15 protein-coding genes are annotated in these 21,025 nt (G+C 62.3%); 10 read left to right on the plus strand and 5 right to left on the minus strand.

Translation table 11 applies throughout. From position 1 onward, the window contains the following. Window positions 1-23: 23 nt before the first annotated feature. From mexE to ACN6NG_RS15480, 5 genes are all read left to right on the plus strand, one after another. Complete coding sequence (gene mexE / locus ACN6NG_RS15460; RefSeq protein WP_049274506.1) at window positions 24-1,265, plus strand: multidrug efflux RND transporter periplasmic adaptor subunit MexE; 1,242 nt, start codon at window positions 24-26, stop codon at window positions 1,263-1,265. Between the two features lie 12 nt (window positions 1,266-1,277). Beyond that, window positions 1,278-4,457: an efflux RND transporter permease subunit gene (locus ACN6NG_RS15465; RefSeq protein ID WP_474314917.1), complete on the plus strand. Its 3,180-nt coding sequence runs from the start codon at window positions 1,278-1,280 to the stop codon at window positions 4,455-4,457. Beyond that, complete coding sequence (locus tag ACN6NG_RS15470; RefSeq protein WP_474314920.1) at window positions 4,454-5,869, plus strand: efflux transporter outer membrane subunit; 1,416 nt, start codon at window positions 4,454-4,456, stop codon at window positions 5,867-5,869. The genes ACN6NG_RS15465 and ACN6NG_RS15470 overlap by 4 nt, the downstream gene beginning before the upstream one ends. A 276-nt stretch (window positions 5,870-6,145) precedes the next feature. Then, entirely contained in the window at window positions 6,146-7,201 is a 1,056-nt protein-coding gene (locus ACN6NG_RS15475) for a tetratricopeptide repeat protein (RefSeq protein ID WP_063423494.1), read from the plus strand. 79 nt (window positions 7,202-7,280) lie between these two features. Beyond that, window positions 7,281-8,894: a response regulator gene (locus ACN6NG_RS15480; RefSeq protein WP_474314923.1), complete on the plus strand. Its 1,614-nt coding sequence runs from the start codon at window positions 7,281-7,283 to the stop codon at window positions 8,892-8,894. Between the two features lie 3 nt (window positions 8,895-8,897). Here ACN6NG_RS15480 and ACN6NG_RS15485 read toward each other — a convergent pair whose 3' ends face one another. Further along, the gene (locus ACN6NG_RS15485) at window positions 8,898-10,967 is read right to left on the minus strand and encodes a hybrid sensor histidine kinase/response regulator (RefSeq protein ID WP_474314926.1); all 2,070 of its coding nucleotides are present in this window, start codon (window positions 10,965-10,967) and stop codon (window positions 8,898-8,900) included. A 184-nt stretch (window positions 10,968-11,151) separates the two neighbouring features. On the opposite strand from ACN6NG_RS15485, the gene ACN6NG_RS15490 reads away from it, so the two are divergent. Next, window positions 11,152-11,838 (plus strand): type 1 glutamine amidotransferase domain-containing protein, encoded by a 687-nt coding sequence (locus ACN6NG_RS15490; protein ID WP_474314928.1) that lies wholly within the window; start codon window positions 11,152-11,154, stop codon window positions 11,836-11,838. A 132-nt stretch (window positions 11,839-11,970) separates the two neighbouring features. Then, window positions 11,971-12,777 carry a CSS-motif domain-containing protein gene (locus tag ACN6NG_RS15495; protein WP_474314931.1) on the plus strand — a complete coding sequence of 269 codons (807 nt, stop codon included), beginning with the start codon at window positions 11,971-11,973 and terminating at the stop codon, window positions 12,775-12,777. 22 nt (window positions 12,778-12,799) lie between these two features. Here the strand turns inward: ACN6NG_RS15495 and hppD are convergent, their stop codons facing one another. Next, window positions 12,800-13,876: a 4-hydroxyphenylpyruvate dioxygenase gene (gene hppD, locus ACN6NG_RS15500; protein WP_063423504.1), complete on the minus strand. Its 1,077-nt coding sequence runs from the start codon at window positions 13,874-13,876 to the stop codon at window positions 12,800-12,802. 299 nt (window positions 13,877-14,175) lie between these two features. Between hppD and ACN6NG_RS15505 the strand changes: the two genes are divergently transcribed. Further along, window positions 14,176-15,762 carry an EAL domain-containing protein gene (locus ACN6NG_RS15505; RefSeq protein WP_063423506.1) on the plus strand — a complete coding sequence of 529 codons (1,587 nt, stop codon included), beginning with the start codon at window positions 14,176-14,178 and terminating at the stop codon, window positions 15,760-15,762. Between the two features lie 32 nt (window positions 15,763-15,794). Then, window positions 15,795-16,682 (plus strand): EamA family transporter RarD, encoded by an 888-nt coding sequence (rarD, locus tag ACN6NG_RS15510; RefSeq protein ID WP_024717647.1) that lies wholly within the window; start codon window positions 15,795-15,797, stop codon window positions 16,680-16,682. Here the strand turns inward: rarD and ACN6NG_RS15515 are convergent. Next, complete coding sequence (locus ACN6NG_RS15515) at window positions 16,645-18,216, minus strand: TerC family protein (protein WP_016499918.1); 1,572 nt, start codon at window positions 18,214-18,216, stop codon at window positions 16,645-16,647. The genes rarD and ACN6NG_RS15515 overlap by 38 nt on opposite strands. Window positions 18,217-18,485: 269 nt before the next feature. On the opposite strand from ACN6NG_RS15515, the gene ACN6NG_RS15520 reads away from it, so the two are divergent. After that, window positions 18,486-19,067 (plus strand): LysE family translocator, encoded by a 582-nt coding sequence (locus ACN6NG_RS15520; RefSeq protein ID WP_063423508.1) that lies wholly within the window; start codon window positions 18,486-18,488, stop codon window positions 19,065-19,067. On the opposite strand, the gene ACN6NG_RS15525 is transcribed toward ACN6NG_RS15520, so the two are convergent. Then, window positions 19,060-19,848, minus strand: coding sequence for an AraC family transcriptional regulator (locus tag ACN6NG_RS15525; protein ID WP_474314935.1), 789 nt, complete (start codon window positions 19,846-19,848; stop codon window positions 19,060-19,062). The genes ACN6NG_RS15520 and ACN6NG_RS15525 overlap by 8 nt on opposite strands. Window positions 19,849-19,882: 34 nt before the next feature. Then, the gene (locus ACN6NG_RS15530; RefSeq protein WP_063423510.1) at window positions 19,883-21,010 is read right to left on the minus strand and encodes a glycosyltransferase 61 family protein; all 1,128 of its coding nucleotides are present in this window, start codon (window positions 21,008-21,010) and stop codon (window positions 19,883-19,885) included. Window positions 21,011-21,025 lie beyond the last annotated feature (15 nt).

Raw genomic sequence — 21,025 nt, forward strand, 5'->3', positions numbered from 1 at the left:
CTAATACATTGGCGGAGTTCTCCATGGAACAATCTCTCAAACCCTTGCGCTTTCCCCTCGCTGCCTTGGCAGTGGTGGTGATCAGCGCTTGCGGTCGAACCCCAGACGCCGTGCAGGCTCCCGCCGCGCCGAAGGTCACTGTGGCCAAGGTGATCGAGCAACCGATCAACGAATGGGACGAATTCACCGGCCGCCTTGAAGCCCCGGAAACTGTTGAAGTTCGCCCGCGGGTAGCCGGCCAGATCGACCAGGTTGCCTTCACCGAAGGCGCCCAGGTCAAAAAAGGCGACCTGCTGTTCCAGATCGATCCACGCCCGTTCCAGGCTGAAGTCCGCCGCCTTGAAGCCCAACTGCAACAGGCCAAGGCCACCGCCATTCGCAGCGCCAACGAAGCGCGCCGTGGCGAACGCCTGCGCGACAGCAACGCCATCTCCGCCGAACTTGCAGAATCGCGTAGCAGCGCTGCCGCCGAAGCCCGCGCCGGGGTCGACGCGATCCAGGCACAGCTCGACCTGGCGCGCCTGAACCTCAGCTTCACCCGCGTCACCGCGCCCATCAGTGGCCGCGTCAGCCGTGCCCAGTTCACTGCCGGCAACATCGTCACGGCCGATGTCACCCCGCTGACCAGCGTGGTGTCCACCGACAAGGTCTACGCCTACTTCGACGCCGACGAGCGCGTGTACCTCAAGTACACCCAGCTGGCGCGCGAAGGCCAGCGTGGCCAGACCACCCCGGTGTACCTGGGCCTCACCAATGAAACCGGCAACCCGCACCAGGGCCAGATGAACTTCGTCGACAACCAGGTCAACCCGCGCACCGGCACCATCCGCGGCCGTGCGGTGTTCGACAACCGCGACGGCCAGTTCACCCCGGGCCTGTACGCACGCCTGAAGCTGGTCGGCAGCGCCCAGTACGACGCCATGCTGATCAACGACGAAGCCGTGGGCACCGACCTGGGCAAGAAGTTCGTGCTGGTCATGGACAAGGACAACAAGGCCACCTACCGCGCCGTGGAACTGGGGCCGAAGCTGGAAGGCCTGCGCATCGTGCGTAGCGGCCTGGCCAAGGATGACCGCATCGTGGTCAAGGGCCTGCAGCGCGTGCGCCCAGGCTCGCCGGTCACCCCGGAAGAAACCCCAATGGCCAGCGAACAGACCCTCGCCGCCCTCGCCCAGCAGCGCCAGGCACTGGAGGCCAGCAACCCGGCGCCGAAAGTGGCGGGCAACAACGTGAAAGTCGCCAGCGCCCAGGCGCCACGCGGTTAAGGGAACATACCGATGAACTTCTCGAAATTCTTCATTACCCGGCCGATTTTCGCCGCGGTGCTGTCGCTGGTGCTGCTGATTGCGGGTTCGATCTCGCTGTTCCAGCTGCCGATCAGCGAATACCCCGAAGTGGTGCCACCCACCGTGGTGGTACGTGCCAACTTCCCCGGCGCCAACCCCAAGGTCATCGGCGAAACCGTCGCCGCGCCACTGGAGCAGGCCATTACCGGTGTGGAGAACATGCTGTACATGTCTTCCCAGTCCACCGCTGACGGCAAGCTGACGCTGACCATCACGTTCGCCCTGGGCACCGACCTGGACAACGCCCAGGTGCAGGTGCAGAACCGCGTCACCCGTACCCAGCCCAAGCTGCCCGAGGAAGTGACGCGTATCGGTATCACCGTCGACAAGGCCTCGCCCGACCTGACCATGGTCGTGCACCTGACGTCGCCGGACAACCGCTACGACATGCTCTACCTGTCCAACTACGCCATCCTCAACATCAAGGACGAGCTGGCGCGTCTGGGCGGCGTAGGCGACGTGCAACTGTTCGGCATGGGCGACTACTCGCTGCGCGTGTGGCTCGACCCGAACAAGACCGCTTCGCGCAACCTCACCGCCAGTGATGTGGTAGCAGCAATCCGCGAGCAGAACCGCCAGGTGGCTGCCGGCCAGCTGGGCGCCCCGCCCGCCCCGGGCTCCACCAGCTTCCAGCTGTCGATCAACACCCAGGGCCGTCTGGTCAACGAGGAAGAGTTCGAAAACATCATCATCCGTGCCGGTGCCGATGGCGAAATCACCCGCCTGAAGGACATCGCCCGGGTCGAACTCGGCTCCAGCCAGTACGCCTTGCGCTCGCTGCTGAACAACCAGCCGGCGGTGGCCATCCCGATTTTCCAGCGCCCAGGCTCCAACGCCATCGAGATCTCCGACGAAGTGCGGGCGAAAATGGCCGAGCTGAAGAAGGACTTCCCTGAAGGGATGGACTACAGCATCGTCTATGATCCGACCATCTTCGTGCGCGGCTCCATCGAAGCAGTGGTGCACACCCTGTTCGAAGCCCTGGTGCTGGTCGTGCTGGTGGTCATCCTGTTCCTGCAGACCTGGCGTGCCTCGATCATCCCGCTGCTGGCCGTGCCGGTATCGTTGATCGGCACCTTTGCGGTCATGCACCTGTTCGGTTTCTCGCTTAACGCCTTGTCGCTATTCGGGTTGGTGCTGGCCATCGGCATCGTGGTGGACGATGCCATCGTCGTGGTGGAGAACGTCGAACGTAACATCGGGCTGGGCCTGAAACCGTTGGAAGCCACGCAAAAGGCCATGAGCGAAGTGACGGGGCCGATCATTGCCACCGCCCTGGTGCTGTGCGCAGTGTTCGTACCTGCGGCGTTCATTTCCGGCCTTACCGGGCAGTTCTACAAGCAGTTCGCCCTGACCATCGCCATTTCCACCGTGATTTCGGCGTTCAACTCGCTGACCCTGTCGCCGGCCCTGGCTGCCGTGCTGCTCAAGGACCACCATGCGCCCAAGGACCGTTTCTCGCGGTTCCTCGACAAACTGCTGGGCAGCTGGCTGTTCTCGCCGTTCAACCGTTTCTTCGACCGCGCCAGCCACAGCTACGTCGGTGGCGTGCGCCGGGTCATCCGTTCCAGCGGCATCGCCCTGTTCGTCTATGCCGGCCTGATGGGCCTGACCTACCTGGGCTTCTCGTCCACCCCGACCGGTTTCGTGCCGGCCCAGGACAAGCAGTACCTAGTGGCCTTCGCCCAGCTGCCGGACGCCGCCAGCCTCGACCGCACCGAAGCGGTGATCAAGCGCATGAGCGAAATCGCCCTGAAGCAGCCTGGCGTGGCCGACTCGGTGGCCTTCCCTGGCCTGTCGATCAACGGTTTCACCAACAGCCCGAACAGCGGCATCGTGTTCACTCCGCTCAAGCCGTTCGATGAGCGCAAGGACCCGAGCCAGTCGGCGGCGGCCATCGCGGCTGCACTGAATGCCCAGTTCGCCGATATCCAGGACGCCTACATCGCCATCTTCCCGCCGCCGCCTGTACAGGGCCTGGGCACGATCGGCGGCTTCCGCCTGCAAATCGAAGACCGTGGCAACCTGGGTTACGAAGCGCTGTACAAGGAAACCCAGAACATCATCGCCAAGAGCCACAACGTGCCGGAGCTGGCAGGCTTGTTCACCAGCTACCAGGTCAACGTGCCGCAGGTCGATGCCGCCATCGACCGGGAAAAGGCCAAGACCCACGGCGTGGCGATCAACGATATCTTCGACACCTTGCAGGTTTACCTGGGCTCGCTGTACACCAACGACTTCAACCGGTTTGGCCGCACCTATCAGGTCAACGTCCAGGCTGAGCAGCAGTTCCGCCTCGATGCCGAGCAGATCGGCCAGTTGAAAGTGCGCAACAACCTGGGCGAAATGATCCCGCTGGCGACCTTCCTCAAGGTCAGCGACACCTCCGGGCCGGACCGCGTCATGCACTACAACGGCTTCATCACCGCAGAAATCAACGGTGCCGCAGCCCCGGGCTACAGCTCTGGCCAGGCCGAAGCTGCCATCGAGAAGCTGCTGAAAGAAGAACTGCCCAACGGCATGACCTTCGAGTGGACCGACCTGACCTACCAGCAGATCCTCTCGGGCAACACCGCACTGCTGGTCTTCCCGCTGTGCGTACTGCTGGCGTTCCTGGTGCTGGCCGCCCAGTACGAAAGCTGGAGCCTGCCGCTGGCAGTGATCCTGATCGTACCGATGACCCTGCTTTCGGCCATCACCGGTGTGATCGTGTCGGGTGGCGACAACAACATCTTCACCCAGATCGGCCTGATCGTACTGGTGGGCCTGGCGTGCAAGAACGCGATCCTGATCGTCGAGTTCGCCAAGGATGAACAGGCCAAAGGCCTGGATCCGCTGGCTGCGGTACTGGAAGCCTGCCGCCTGCGCCTGCGGCCGATCCTGATGACTTCGATTGCCTTCATCATGGGTGTGGTTCCGCTGGTGTTCAGCTCTGGTGCAGGTTCGGAAATGCGCCATGCCATGGGTGTGGCGGTGTTCTCGGGGATGATCGGCGTGACCGTGTTCGGCCTGTTCCTGACCCCGGTGTTCTTCTTCCTGATTCGCCGTTTCGTCGAGCGTCGCCAGGCCCGCAAGGCCGAGCGCGTTCAAGTGCTGGAGAACCATGCATGAACCTGCTCAAACCCCTGACCCCAAGCCTGCTGGCACTGGCCCTGGCAGCCTGTGCGGTAGGCCCGGACTACCAGGCCCCGGCAACCGAACCTGCACAACTGAGCAGCGATGTGCAGGCCAAGGCCTACGACCGTAGCCGCTTCGAAAGCCTGTGGTGGAGGCAGTTCGACGACCCGGTGCTGAACCAGCTGGTGCAGGCGTCGCTGGACGGCAACCGTGACTTGCGCGTGGCCTTCGCCCGCCTGAAATCCGCCCGTTCAATCCGCGAAGACGCCGAAAACGACCAGTTCCCGGTGGTCACCAGCCGCGCCAGCAGCGACATCGGCAAGGGCCAGATCCCCGGCCAGACCACGCAGCGGGTGAACAGCGAGCGCTATGACCTGGGCCTGGACATGGCCTGGGAGCTTGACCTGTTCGGCCGCATCCAGCGCCAGATCGAGGCCAGCGAAGCCCAGGAAGCGGTAGCCGCGGCCGACCTGCAACAGTTGCAGGTCAGCCTGATCGCCGAACTGGTCGATGCTTATGGGCAACTGCGCGGTGCGCAATTGCGCGAGAAGATCGCCTTGGCCAACCTCAAGACCCAGCAGGAATCGCGGACCATTACCGAAACCCTGCGCGATGCCGGCGTGGGCAATGACCTCGACGTGGTACGTGCCGATGCACGCCTGGCCGGGGTCGAAGCCACCGTGCCGCAACTGCAGGCCGAACAGGCACGGGCGCGGCACCGCATCGCCACCCTGCTCGGCCAGCGCCCGGACGCGCTCAGCGTAGACCTGTCACCCAAGGACCTGCCGGCCATCGCCAAGGCGTTGCCGGTGGGTGACCCGGGTGAACTGCTGCGCCGTCGCCCGGACATCCGCAGTGCCGAGCGCCAGCTGGCTGCCGCCACCGCCAACGTCGGCGTGGCCACGGCAGACCTGTTCCCCCGTGTCAGCCTCAGCGGCTTCCTTGGCTTTACTGCCGCACGCGGCTCGCAGATCGGCTCCTCGGCAGCCAATGCCTGGGCGCTGGGCCCAAGCATTACCTGGGCAGCCTTCGACCTGGGCAGCGTGCGGGCCCGCCTGCGTGGCGCCAAGGCCGATGCCGAAGGGGCGCTGGCCAACTACGAGCAGCAGGTATTGCTGGCCCTGGAAGAATCGGCCAATGCCTTCAGCGATTACGACAAGACCCAGCAGCGGCTCCTGTCGCTGATGCGCCAGAGCGACGCCAGCCGCAAGGCAGCGGAGCTGGCCTCGATTCGATATCGCGAAGGTACGGTGGACTACCTGGTACTGCTCGACGCCGAGCGCGAGCGGCTGAGCGCCGAGGATGCGCAGGCCCAGGGTGAGGTCGATCTGTACCGCGGTATCGTTTCCATCTACAAGGCCCTGGGCGGCGGCTGGCAACCGGAGACCGTGGCCAGCACACGCTGACACACCCGTTTCAACGACTCCTTTGGTTGGCTCCTCCCCCAACCGTTTGCCCCGCTGGCCTTGGTCTGCGGGGCTTTTTTATGTCGTTGAATCTTCAGCGCCTGCGAGAACGAGCGCCGCCCGCGCGGCGCATCGCGAGCTGCGCTCGCTCCTACGTTTGTTTCGGGCCAATCGAACCTGCGAGATACGCGCGCGACCGCCTTGGTGCCTGCACTCGGTTGCATTTACCCCCCGGCTGGCCCAAGCTCTGCCCTTCCCGCCGCCACGGACCGTCCGATGCACAGACGCAACCGCTACCTGATCGCTCTGCTGCTGTTGATCCTGGTATCGGCCCTGTTCGGTTACCTGTGGCGCGATGAGCAGCCAGCCCCGCCGACCTTGCCCGCACACAGCTATGCCAAGGCGCTGCGCCAGGCCCATGACGGCCAACCCGGCGCTGCGCGCGTGCTGTACCAGCAATTGCAACGCGACGATCTGCCCCCTATCCGCCGCGCTGCACTGTATGCCGAGTTACCCAACTACCCCTCCCCCCAGGCATTGAAACTCGCCCGCCAGGACCTGGAGCATGCCGACCCGCTGGTGCGCCGTGCGGCCATTGCCGGTATCCGCCGCCTGCTGCCGGCGGCGCAGCGCAGCCTGGTGCTCGGGCCATTGCTGGACGACGACGAACAAAGCGTGCGCTTTGCTGCCGTGGATGCCCTACTGGGCCTCGATCCCGATGCCATCGGCCTGTATTTCGGCCCGTTGCAGGCAGCCCTGGAACAATACCAGCAGGCGCTCGAGCAACAACCCGCGGATGCCGACGCCCAAGTACACCTGGCGCGCCTGTACCTGCACGAAAACGACTACACCCAGGCAGCCACGGCCTTGCAGCGGGCGCTGGAGGTTGCACCCGGCAACCTCGACGCCCTTGCCACCCAGGTGCGCCTGCTGGAGCGTCAGGGCCACCACGATGCCTCGCGCCAGGTCTTGGGCAAAGCCTTGGCGCTAAGCCCCGACTCAGCCTTCCTGCAGTACGAGCTGGGGCTCTGGCTGAACCGCCACGAGCAGCGCGAGTACGCCTTGCTGGCTTTGTCCCGCGCCGTCGAACTGGACCCGGACAACGCCGACTACCGTTATACGCTGGCAGTCACGCTGCACGAGCTGGAACAACTCGACGCCGCGCAAAAGCAGCTGGAAACCGTGCTCAGCCGGCAACCGGCCAACCGCCGGGCGCGGGTGCTGCTGATCCAGTACTCGAAAGAGACCGGGCAATTGCAGAACGTACAAGTGCTGCTGGCCGAGCTGGAGCGTCAGAACCCAGACGACCCCGTATTACAACAGGGCCTGTAGGCAACACCTGAATATTGTTGAACCCTGAGCGTGTGCCCAGGGTCCAGTGGGTATCAGGCCACCCTACAGGAGAGTCGTTTTGGCCCATTCACTGGCGCTGGATGAACGTGCCTTGATTCTGGCACCTCCGCCATTAGCGGCGGATACCTCGCGCCTGCTCGCCTCCGCCGGCATCGATAGCCTGTGCACCGTCGACCTGGCCAACCTGCACAGCTGCCTGGCTGAAGGCGCAGGCCTGGCAATCATTGCCGAGCAAGTGTTCAGCCAGGGCCCAAGCGCGTTGCTGCAAGCATTCCTCGACCAGCAACAAAGCTGGTCGGACCTGCCTATCGTGCTGCTGATCCAGGGTGCCTGGTCGGCCACGGGCGCGAGTAACCACCCGGTGGGCAATCTTCTATTGATGGTCGCCCCGTTCGACAATGCCCAACTGCTGCACATGACCCGATCGGCCCTGCGCAACCGGCGCCGGCAATACCTGACACGCGACCAGTTGCAGGACCTGCAGCAGCGTCTGAACACCCCGGTCGCATCGTCAGACCAGGAGCAGGAACGCAACGAGTTCGCCCACTACCAGGCACGCAAGATGGAAGCCATTGGCCAATTGGCCGGAGGGGTTGCGCATGACTTCAACAACCTGCTCACCAGCATTGGCGGCAGCTTCGAGCTGATTGAACGGCGCCTGCATCAAGGCCGCTGCGATGGCCTGGACAGCGTGCTGCGCATGGGCCGTGAGGCAGTTGCACGCGCTGCCCGCCTGACCCACCGCTTGCTGGCGTTTTCCTCCCGCCAATCGCTGCACAGCCAGCGCGTCGACCTGCACAGCCTGCTTGAGGTGGAACGCCTGAAGGCCTGCCTGAACCCTGCCGTAACCCTGCACGTGCACATCGCCAAAGGGCTGTGGCCCGTAGAAGCTGATAACAAGCAGTTGCAGGAAGCCCTGGACAACCTGCTGCTCAATGCCAGCGAAGCCATGCCCAATGGCGGCCAATTACGAATTGAGGCGAGCAACCAGCACATCGAGAGCACACAATTCAGCGGCGGAACCCTGTGCGCCGGTGACTATCTGCGCCTGAGCATCATTGATGACGGCCAGGGCATGGCGCAAAGTACGATGGAGCACGCTTTCGAGCCCTTTTTCAGTACCAAGGCGATCGGCCAGGGCATTGGCCTGGGCCTGTCGATGGTGTACGGCTTCAGCAAGCAGTCCCGCGGGCATGTCACGCTGCACAGCCAGATCGGCCAAGGCACCCAGGTAGACCTGTTCCTGCCGCGCCACATCGGCCAGCCCAGGGAACCGAGCAAGCCGATACCTGTGCAAGTTCCCCGAGGCCGTCATGTGCTGGTCGTCGAGGACGACCCCCATGTACGTCAATTGTTGTGTCAGGCGCTGCGCGAGAGCGGCTTCCCCTGCCACAGCGCGTCCAACGCCACCCAAGGCCTTAAAGTCCTGCGCTCGGCACAACCCGTGGACCTACTGGTCAGCGATATCGGCTTGCCCGGCATGAATGGCCGGCAACTGGCCGAAATTGCACGCAGCCTGCATCCGCATTTGCCGGTGCTGTTCATCACCGGCTACGCGGAAACGGCCATGGCCCGCGAGGGGTTTCTTGACGCGGGCATGCACCTGATCTGCAAACCGTTTGAACTGAAAGAAATAAAGGCGCACGTAACGCGGATTCTTGCCGAGTCCTGAAACCTATTGTTGGTCGAGCATGGTTAGCGCCTGATCGGCAAGGTCCGCCAGCAAAAACGGCTTGTTCATCAATGCCGTTCCCGGTTGATCGAGCAACTGCGCTTCAACAGAATGGTCAGCATAGCCGGTGATGAACAGAATTTTCTGAGCAGGCACCTGCATGCGCATGGCCTTAGCCACTTGCCGGCCACTGAAGCCGCCCGGTAAACCGATGTCGGTAATCACCAGGTCAAAGGGATCATCCAGGCGAAAGCGCTCCAGCGCAGTATTGGCATCACTCGCATCAGTGACCACAAAACCCCGTTCGGTCAGGTATTCGCGCATCACGGTACGTAAGTTGAGCTCGTCATCTACCAGCAGTAGACGCTCGCCCCGGGCCATACTCTGGGAGCGCAGCCGGGGTTTGGGCTCTTCGGGTACCGGCTCATGGCATCTTGGGAACAGCATGGAAACCTTGGTGCCTTGGGTCGGGGCCGATTCGATCCACGCATACCCCCCCGATTGACCGACAAAGCCATACACCATCGATAGCCCTAGCCCGGAACCACGTCCGATCGCCTTGGTGGTGAAGAATGGCTCAAAGGCCCTGGAAATTTCCTCTGCCGACATGCCATGGCCGTCATCCTCGACATGCAAGGCCACATAGTCGCCTGGCGGCAGGCCACCCTCATCGGGAAAACTGGCCGTTAACCGCTCGTTGACGCTGCGAACAGTGACATTGCCACGCTCCAGGCAAGCCTCCCGGGCATTGGCGCATAAGTTGACCAAGGCATTTTCAAGTTGGGGAATGTCCAGGCATACCGCCCACGGCGCGACATCCAGTTGCCAGTGCAAGCGCATCTCTGCGCCCAGCGCCTTGAGCAGCAACGGCTCGCTTTGCCGTAACTGCCGATTGAAGTCCAGGGTCTTGGGTGCAAGTGGGTGATGCCGAGAGAATGCCAGCAGGCGATGAGTCAGCTCCATCGCACGCTGCACGGAGTCGCGAGCGACCTCCACATAGGTTTCAATCCGCTCCATGCGCCCCTCCTGCAAGCGCCGCTGCAACAGTTCGAGGCTACCACCGATACCAGACAGCAGGTTGTTCATCTCGTGGCCCATGCCCGCGGCCAGCTGCCCCACAACCTCCATGCGTTCACTGTTGCGCATCAGCGCTTCAGACTGACGCGCGGCCTCTTCGCGGTCTTCGGTGATATCCCGACCGACTGCCGTCAGCAGGCTGCCGTCGAACCGGGCACTCCAGCTAAACCAGTGATAATGGCCATCGCGGTGGCGCAAGCGAGTCTGCACCTGCTCGGCATCGTGGTACTGCAGGAGCCCGGAGACCGCCACCTGGACCTCGGTGCGATCCGCCGGATGCACCAGCTCCAGTAACGGCAGATCATGAACCTGCTCTTGGGTCCAGCCCAGAATGCGGTACCAGGCCGGGTTGGCGGCATGCACCCTCAGCTCAGGGGTTATCGTCATCATTGCATCACGCGACAACTGCCAGATCTGCTCGCGCTCGGCCACATGCCGCTCTATCTGCCGTTCAAAGCCTTGCGCCTGCTCCCGCCAATGATGATGCGCCTCAACGCTGGCCGTAGTCTCGATCACCGTGTGCAGAAAACCCGCCACGTTGCCAAGTTCATCGTGCAGTGGTGCATAACCGAACGCGCACCACAGCGGCTCGCTGCCTTCGCCGCAGACGATACGCTGGGGCGGGTCCTCGACAAAGTTCGAACGCCCTTCAAGCGCCTTGAACACCCAGGGCCCCATTGCCGGCCAGAGATCACTCCACAGCGCATCGAACCCGTTGCCCAGTGCATCCGGTCGGGCGGTCCGCAGCGCCCGATAGCCATCGTTGTGAACCACGCAGAGGTCCGTCCCCCAGACCACTGCGCAGGGAAACGGTGACAAATGCATCATGTCGACGGCAATGCGCAACGATGCCGGCCATCGCGGCAACGGCCCAAGGGTTGTACGCCCCCAGTCAAATTGCGCAATTCTATCGCTCATCAGGTCGAGCGATGGCGATACGGGCGTTGCCAAGGTGAGCTGCCGCGCAGGTTTGCGCGGCGTACCGTGTACGGCCAATAGCGTTACTCCAGCAATGCAAGGATTCACCCCGAGTGCCGAAGGCTACCCCCGAGGGTTTCGTTCAAATTAGCACAGCATAAGCTGCGCACTATGGCGTACGTGCGCCTGGCAGCTATGCTGATTAGGTTTTCTCCGGGCCAGGGAGCAACGGCCCATCCAGGTTGCCGACAGGAGCGTGGTCATGAGCAAGAAAATGCTGGTAGTGCTGACCAACACAGCCAAGTATCCGACCTTGAAACGTGCGACGGGGCTGTGGCTGGGTGAAGCGGTGCACTTTGTCGAGAAAGTCGAAAAGGCCGGCTACATGGTCGATTATGTCAGCCCAGAGGGGGGCTATGTCCCTGTCGACCCACACAGCCTGCAGATGGCCCCCGACTTGGACTGGCAATGGTATGACGACAAGCGCTTCATGACCCGCCTGGGCACCAGCTTGAGCCCTGGCCAGGTAAAAGCCGAGGAATACAGCGTCATCTATTACACCGGTGGGCATGGGGTGATGTACGACTTTGCCGAGAACAAGCCGCTGCAGGAGCTGGCGCGCAAGGTCTACGAAAAAGGCGGCATTGTTGCCGCGGTATGCCATGGCGTGGCCGGCCTGCTTAACATCAAGCTCAGCGACAACAGCCTTCTACTGAAAGATCGCAAAGTGACCGGCTTTTCCGATATTGAGGAACGACTGGTCGAGCTGGACAAGGTGGTGCCTTTCTCGACGGAAAAAGAGCTAGTTGGCCGGGGCGGCGAGTACAGCAAACATGTTGACCCGTGGAAGCCATACGTCGTCGAGGATGGTCTGCTGATCACCGGTCAGAACCCAGATTCCACTGCGCTGCTCGCAGAGAAAGTACTGGAGAAACTCAACGCCAAGTAAAGCCTTACATCAGCCTTCTGGTTTTCCTGTCGCGCAGACTGACGCGGACTACAGCCGGCAGGTCATCGAATGCATAGGCTCTGGGCTCAGCTGTACACCACGAACAGCTTCTGCCCGGAGAACTAATGCATCATGTTGAAAATCATGCACGCCGGGCGCCGCCTGCGGGAGCTCCTGCTGCTCACCACTGTAGGCTTGGTGCCTGTGATTTCCGGTTTGCTGGTGATGATTGTTCAACTGGAAATGAAGCTTGAGGAAAACGCGGCCATTTCCGTTCAGGAAGCGGTTTTCAGCATTGACCAGGCACTGAATCGACTGCAGGAGGCTGCCCAGCGCACCCTGCCACTGGCAGGCAAGCCCTGCCAAGGCGTTAACAGCACTTTACAGGAGCAGGTCGTGAGCCGTTCCATGCTCAGGTCGTTGACCCTGGTAAAGGGCAATGAAGCCTACTGCAGCAGCGCTTCAGACTCACTTGACCACTTATCTGCCTTCGCCTCATCTGGCCAACAGGTCGAACTGTCCTATGGCCAACCTGACAGGCGCCGCAAACTGCTGGTCAACTTTTACCTGCAAGGCAACGAAAGCGGCGTAATCGTGACCGCTTATGCCTCACAGCTGCGCAATGAACTGGATGCCTTTCAGGACGGACTGACGCTGCTGGTGGAGTTTGGCAACCGCTGGATCTGGAGCGAAGGCGATAGCCGTGACGCACAGCGCCCTTCGCAGTCCGAGTTTTTCGCCACCGCGTTGTCGGCCAAATATGGGTACAGGGTAAAAGGCGGCTACGCACAGGGTTACACCGCCCAGGAAATCCGCCAGTCCATGCTGCAGATCCTGCCCTCGTTGGTGCTGGTGGGGACCGTGACCGGCCTGATCGTCTATCTGGGCCTGTTCAGGGCACGCTCCAGCAGCCGGGATAGAGCCGCCAATGCTACATGAAGGCGGCGCTACCCAGAGGGTATCAGTCGGTGCTCAGCACACCGCGGCGTACCTGGTCACGTTCGATGGATTCGAACAACGCCTTGAAGTTGCCTTCACCAAAGCCATCGTCACCTTTGCGCTGGATGAACTCGAAGAACACAGGGCCGAGCAGGGTTTCCGAGAAAATCTGCAACAACAGGCGTTTGTCTTCGGGCTGCGAGGCACCATCGAGGAGGATGCCGCGTGCTTGCAACTGGTCGACCGGCTCGCCGTGACCAGGCAGCCGCTCTTCAAGCATTTCGTAGTAGGTTTGCGGCGGCGCAGTCATGAAGCGCATGCCAAAGCCCTTCAGGGCATCCCAGGTCTTGAGCAGGTCGTCGGTCAGGAAGGCCACGTGCTGGATACCTTCGCCGTTGAACTGCATCAGGAACTCTTCGATCTGGCCTGCACCCTTGGACGACTCTTCGTTGAGCGGAATGCGGATCATGCCATCGGGAGCGGTCATGGCCTTGGACGTCAGGCCGGTGTACTCACCCTTGATATCGAAGTAGCGGATTTCGCGGAAGTTGAACAGCTTCTCGTAGAAGCCAGCCCAGTAGGCCATGCGCCCGCGATAAACGTTGTGGGTCAGGTGGTCGATGATTTTCAGGCCGGCACCCACCGGGTTGCGGTCAACACCTTCGATGAAGTTGAAGTCGATGTCGTAGATCGAGCTGCCTTCGTCGAAACGATCGATCAGGTACAGCGGCGCACCACCGATGCCTTTGATTGCCGGCAGGCGCAGCTCCATCGGCCCGGTTTCGATTTCAACCGGCTGGGCGCCCAGTTCCAGGGCACGGGCATAGGCCTCATGGGCATTGCGCACACGGAACGCCATGCCGCACACCGACGGACCGTGTTCGGCTGCGAAGTACGAGGCGATGCTCTTGGGTTCGTTGTTCAGGATCAGGTTGATGCCACCCTGGCGGTACAGGTGCACATCCTTGGAACGGTGGCTGGCCACCTTGGTGAAGCCCAGAATCTGGAAGACCGGCTCAAGTACGCCTGGGGTCGGCGAAGCCAGTTCGATGAATTCGAAGCCCATCAGGCCCATTGGATTGTCGAAGATATCAGCCATGTTCGTGTCCTCATCTGCAGCGAAATATTATTGATTGCGTAGGATGTGGGACAGAAACGGCGGTGCGCAGGGGATGCCTCGCACGCTGCGGGCGAGGAAGTCACCTATGATCAGCTTGAACCCATGGTATGTCATATGGACCCATTCTCGGCGGGCTTGATCCTTCGGTATTGAAGGACCTTATTGTTGTATTCGTAAATGGATTCTACATTGCGTAAAAACGTTTGTCGCGTTTTAGTTGGCCGCGTGTCCCGACAAGCGGCTATCCTCTCGTTACCCTTCTCATAGATCATTCCCGCATGCCTCTTACCGCCAAACGCCGCGCCAGCCTGAGCTGGCGCAACCTGCTGCCCTGGGTCGTCGGCGTGCTGCCGGTATTGTGCGGCCTTGCCGTGATGAACTGGCAGGTAGAGCGCGAGATGCAGGCCAGCAGCCAGGCCACCACCCGCCAGGCGGTGGAGCACGTCGAACGCATCCTCGACAACCTGTCCCGTGCTGCCAATGCGCTACTCCCCCTGACTGCCAGCCCTTGCGACCAGGTCCAGCTTACGCTGCGTGCCCAGGTGACCCGCAATGCCTTCGTGCGCTCGACCAACTTGTTCAGGCACAACAACCTTTATTGCACCTCGCTGTTCGGCGAATTCGACGAGCCCGTCAACGCCAGCGACTACACCGATGGCAAGCTTTGGCTGATGGACGGCAACTCGGTCACCCCGGGGCATCCACTGTTGGTGTACCGCGCCAGCGACGGCGACAACGGCGCAATCACCACGGTGGATGGCGACCATTTGTTGACCGCATTGCGCCTGATCGGCCCGGATGAAGAGCTGCAAATACGCGTAGGCAACGCCTGGATGGGCAAGGACGGCGTTGTACACATAGGCGCACCACCTGCCGCAGCCAGTGCCCACGTGTTGCTGGGCTCGACGCGTTACCCGTTCAGCGTGCAGGGCGGCTACAGCGCCGACAAGCAAGGCCAGTTGCTGCGCAGCCACTACCCTGCCCTGCTCAGCCTGCTGCTGGTACTGGGGGCCGTGGCCGCGCTGGTCTGCCGCTGGCAGATTCGCCGCGCCACCTCGCCCCGCGCCGAGCTGGATCGGGCCCTGCAGGCTGACGAATTCCTGCCGTACTTCCAGCCGGTGGTGCGCAAGGGCGATTACCGCTGGGCCGGTGCTGAAGTGCTGATGCGCTGGAACCACCCGCGAGAAGGCCTGGTTCGCCCTGACCTGTTCATCCCCTATGCCGAGCACAGCGGGCAGATCGTCGCCATGACCCGTGCGCTGATGATGCACACTGCCCAGAGCCTCGCGCCCTATATTGGGCTGCTGGAGGATGGCTTTCACATCGGGGTCAACATCACCGCCGACCACTGCCGCGACTTGCGCCTGCTGGACGACTGCCGCACCTTCCTGCAGCACTTCCCGCCTGGCCGGGTGGTACTGACCCTGGAGCTAACCGAGCGCAAGCTTATCGAGCCCACCCCGGTGACCCTGGAACTGTTCGAGAAGCTGCATGCCATGGGGGTAATGATTGCACTCGACGACTTCGGCACCGGGCAATCCAGCCTTAATTACCTGCGCCAGTTCAAGGTCGACTATCTGAAAATCGACCAGAGCTTCGTTGCCATGATCGGCGGCGATGCGCTGTCCGTGCACATCCTCGAAACCATCATCGAGCTATCTGCCAAGTTGGGCCTTGGCATCGTTGCCGAGGGTGTCGAGACTGACACCCAGCGCGACTACCTGGCCCGCCATGGCGTGGACTTCCAGCAAGGCTACCTGTTCGCCAGGCCCATGCCTGCGGCGCAGTTCCTTGAGGCACTGGCCTCACATCCGGGCGCGTCACGGTTGCCGCAAGGGGCGCCCCCTGAGATCATGCGCGGCTGATCCAACCGCTCAACTCCCCATTCGAGGCATTTGTGTCAAAAGGCATTGTTTCATCGGTCATGGCGTCCTGTCTGTTCGCTGTGATGTACTTCTATACCTCGCTGCTCACGCCACTCGATGGCGAAGAGATCTTTGGCTGGCGCACCCTGCTGACGCTGCCCTGCCTCACCTTGTTCATGCTTGTCTCGAAGGACTGGAAACGGGTAGGCGAGCTGCTGGCCCGGGTAAAACGCACGCCCGTGCTCTTGCTGGGCATGGTCGGTACGTCGTGGCTGATGGGCGTGCAGTTGTGGCTGTTCCTCTGGGCGCCCCTGCACGGGCGCAGCCTGGAAGTGTCGATGGGCTACTTTCTGCTGCCGCTGGCCATGGTGCTGACCGGGCGGCTGGTGTACGGCGAGCGCCTGTCGCGCCTGCAGAAGGTAGCCGTGGCCTGCGCCGCGCTGGGCGTAGGCCACGAGCTGTACCAGAATGGCAGTTTTGCCTGGGAAACCCTGCTGGTGACGATCGGCTACCCGATCTACTTCGTACTGCGCCGGCGTTGCCGCACCGACCACCTGGGTGGCCTGTGGTGCGACATGTGCCTGCTGCTGCCGTGGGCGCTGTACTTCGTGATCCAGGGCCCGCTTTCGTCCGGCGACCTGCAGGCTCACCCGGGCCTGTATGCCCTGATCCCGGTCCTTGGGGCCATCAGCGCCTCGGCCCTGATCGCCTACGTGCTGGCCAGTCGCTTATTGCCATTCAGCCTGTTCGGCCTGCTCAGCTACGTCGAGCCCGTGCTGCTGGTGGGGGTGGCGCTGCTGCTGGGCGAAACCATCGGCCCGGATCAGTGGCTGACTTACCTGCCGATCTGGGCCGCGGTGCTGGTACTGGTGCTCGAGGGCTTCAAGCACCTGCTGCGTCAGCGTCGCCGTTCGGTATAAGCCGAACCTGGCGCACCCTCCGCTCTTCAACCGCCTCCACGGTCAGCGTCCAGCCATTCCAGGCCAGGCGATCCCCCACCATCGGCAGGCGGTCGAGCAGGCTCATCACCAGGCCTGCCAGGGTCTGGTAATCGTCGGTGGCACGGGCACTGAAGCCGGTACGTGCCTGTACCTGGCTCAGGTTCAGTGCACCGCTCACCACAAAGCCTTCACCCTCCTGGACGATACCGGGGCCTTCAACCTCGCTCGCGTCCGGTAGTTCACCGGCAATCGACTCAAGGATGTCGGTCATGGTCAGCAGGCCGGTGAAGTCACCGAACTCGTTGACCACAAAGGCGATGTGGGTCGACTGCCCACGCATCTGCTCCAGGGCATTGAGGATGCTGAAGCTCTCCAGAAGGTTCAACGGCGCCCGTACCATGCCTTCCAGCTCCGGCTGGTGGCCCGACAACAACTCCTTGAGCAGCTCCTTCTTGTGCACGAAGCCCAGTGGTTCGTCGACACGGCCATTACGTATCAACGGCAGGCGCGAGTACGGCGAGTTGGCAAGGGCCTGGGCAATGGCTTCGGCCGGTTGCGCAAGGTCGATCACATCGACCTCGGCACGTGCGGTCATCACCGTACGGATCGGCCGCTCGGCCAGGTTCAGTACGCCACTGATCATTACCCGCTCACGGCGATCGAACAGCACCTGTTCCTCGCCACCTTCGACCAGGTCGGCGATTTCCTCGCCCACCTCGTCAGCCTCGACCCGGCGGCCGCCCAGCAGGCGCAGCACGGCATGTGCGGTGCGCTCACGCAGCGGCCGGTGCTGCTGCAAGCTGCGCTTGCGGCGGGCACGAGCCAGCTGGTTGAACAGCTCGATCAGGATCGAGAAGCCAATCGCTGCGTACAGGTAGCCTTTCGGGATATGGAAGCCCAGGCCCTCGGCGGTGAGGCTGAAGCCGATCATCATCAGGAAGCCCAGGCACAGCATGATCACCGTAGGGTGGGCGTTGACGAAGCGGGTCAGCGGCTTGCTGGCAACGATCATGATACCGATCGAGAAGATCACCGCGATCATCATCACCGACAGCTCATCGACCATGCCCACTGCCGTGATCACCGCATCCAGCGAGAACACCGCGTCCAGCACCACGATCTGGGCGACGATAGGCCAGAATGCGGCATGGCGCAGCGTGCCACTGGCCTGGGTCACATGGCCTTCCAGGCGTTCGTGCAACTCCATGGTGGCCTTGAACAGCAAGAACACACCACCGAATAGCATGATCAGGTCACGGCCAGAGAAGCTCTTGCCGAACACGTCGATCAACGGTGCGGTGAGGGTGACCATCCACGAAATACTGGCCAACAGGCCCAGGCGCATGATCAATGCCAGGCTCAGGCCAATCACCCGCGCGCGGTCGCGCTGATGCGGTGGCAGCTTGTCTGCCAGGATGGCAATGAACACCAGGTTGTCGATACCCAGCACCAGCTCAAGGACGATAAGCGTCAACAGGCCCAGCCACGCCGTGGGATCGGCTAACCATTCCATTAACGGGTACTCACGAAGGAAGCGTCACGAGGACAGAGGGAGGACGGCCTGAGAGGCCAGAGACTGGGGGGCTCCGCGAAGGTGCTCATATATACCTTGATAGAAAATTGGGAAAATAATCCTACAGGCACAGCAGTTTTCTCTGATAGCGCAAAACTATTACAAAACCTGTAACGCGTGTGAGTCCGCATTGGGGGTACTTTTATTCAATACTCTAGACAACCAACAGCTGAAAATCAGGGTTCCTTGCAACCACCCGGATCTCTCACATGAGCCTGTCCCTGTCCATGGCCGCCTTTGCACTGGCGGCGTCAATCTCCCCCGGCCCGGTCAACATCGTTGCCCTGAGCAGCGGCGCCAGCCATGGCTTACGTGCCAGCCTGGCGCATGTCGCCGGCGCCACCCTGGGCTTCTGTCTGTTGCTGGTGCTGGTCGGGCTGGGCCTGCACCAGCTGCTGCTGCGCTGGCCTGTGTTGAGCGTGCTACTGCACTGGGGTGGGGTGATGTTTCTGCTGTACATGGCATGGAAACTGGCCCGCGACGATGGCCAGCTGACTGGCGCGCACTCAACACCCGCCCCCTCGGCCTGGCACGGCGCGGCCATGCAATGGCTGAACCCCAAGGCCTGGCTGGCGGCAGTGGCCGGGGTCGGCGCTTACACCGGCGGTGAGCAGCACTTGCTGTGGTTGTTCACCTGGATCTACGGGCCGATCTGTTTCATTTCGGTGGCCAGTTGGGCATGGGCCGGCAGCGTGATTCGCCAGTACCTGAGCAACCCACGGCACATGCGCCTGCTCAATCGCGGGTTGGCGGTTTTGCTGGCGGGCAGTGCTGTGTACCTGGTTATCTGACCCCGGTGGCATTGCGATAATGACCCGGCGTCGCAGCCAAATGCTTTTTGAACGCCCGCTGCAAGTGCGCCTGGTCGGCAAACCCGGCCTCCTGCGCGACCTCGGCAATGGCCCGCCCCTGACGCAACTGCGCCCTGGCCAGCTGAACGCGCTGGTCGAGCAGATAGCCATGCGGTGTCAGCCCGTAATGTTGGCGAAAGGCACGAATCAGGTAGGCGCGCGACAGCCCGCACGCTGCGCAGACATCTGCCAGGCTCAGCGGATCGCTGCGATGAGCGCGTATGAACGCTGCTGCCGCGTCCAGCCGTGGGTGGCCTTCGTCACTGACACGGGCATTGACGCCGAGAAAGCCCGGCAAGGCGCCGAACAGCGCGGCCAGGCGGCCTTCCCGGTCAGGCACACCCGCATCGAACAGGTCTGCAAACGCCTGCAATAACCGGTGGTACAACGCAGGCGAGTCACTCCAGGTTTGCGTCGGCAATTCAAAGCCTTGCTCCTGTAACCAGGGGAGGTCGACGAACAGCATCAGGTAAGACCAAGGCTCACCGTCGATGGGATTGCAGGTATGCACAACGCCCGGGTTCATCAGCACGGTGGTACCGGCCCCTACCTGGATGCGCAGGTCACCGTTGAGGTAGGTGCTTCGCCCGCCGGTGATCACACCGATCGAAAAGCTCTCATGCGAGTGCGCGGCGTAGCACACCTGCCGCCCGTCCCCTACCCGCCGCGCTTCGACAAAGGGTACTGCAGGGTCACGCCAGAACCGCGAAACCTCGATCATCACCTTGCCCACTCGCTGCTGACATGCACCGATACTACACGTTTACCTGTGGAAACAGGTCCAGCGTCCGCTCCACCTCACCGATATCAATCACGAAGCCATCACCCTCCGGTATGCCGACCACAAAGCCAAAATGCTGGTAGTCACGATCCGTCAGGTACTTGTAGTAGCTGACAAAACGGTTCGGCGGCTGCAAGGTCAGCAGGCAGCCCCCAGGCTGAAGCACATTCACCCCGTGCACCAACTGGCTGCCCTCCACGCCGATGACCACTCTGGCCCCGGCACAGGCCGCAACAATACTCGGCACGTCGGACTTCAGCGGATTGACGATGCGAAAACCACGGGTCACACGCAGGTGCTCGGCAAGCTCCAGCTCGTTGCGCAACAGGCGCAGGTCACCGTCACCGCCGCGCAGCAGGAATACGCCAGGATGCGGGGCATGCGGCACGTGCGACAGCAGTTTGTCACCCATGGCCCGATAGCGGGCATGCCGGCTGCGATTGTTGCTCTGGTCATCGAACAGCACCAGCTCACGGAAAAAAGCACTGCGCAGGCGCACCGGCTTCATGCCCAGCCAGTCTTCGTAGGCCGGCGCCTGGGTGAACAGCGGGTACCGGGCCGATGGCGCGGTGGTCACCGGTATGCCCTCGTTACAGGCCAGCGCATAGGTCGGGCAATCTTCCATCAGCCAGGTGCCGAACCACGAGTTGCCGTTTTGCGTGCAATATATGGCCCCGCGGTCTATTTCGTTGTCAACGATGATGGTCGGGAAGGTGCTCGGTTTCAGCGACAGCCAGTGGCTGGCCTTGCCCTTGTACAACGCGCCATCGACCAGCCACACATTCTTGATCAGGTAGCCGCGGGTTGGCCCTTGTAGCGTGCTGATGCCGCCCTCCATGGTGCGAGCGGGGTGCACGTAGGGGTAAAAACGCTTGCCCTCCCAGCCCATGACCCGCTCCATCTGGCCAGGCAGGAAAATGGCCGGCGGCGACACCGTGGTTTCGCCCGGGGCAATGTCCCAACTCTTGGTGGCGATGCTCTTGAGGTCGAGGGCCGTGTTCTTGCCCAGCCGCTTGCGCGCCATGTAGCGGTAGGCGGCCAACGTCCACGTGTGCTGCTTGGTTTCGGGCGATGCACTGAACTGCGAGATGTCGCTTCCCATGAAGCGTCCTCCCCT

Source organism: Pseudomonas sp. TSO6, from assembly GCF_056098905.1.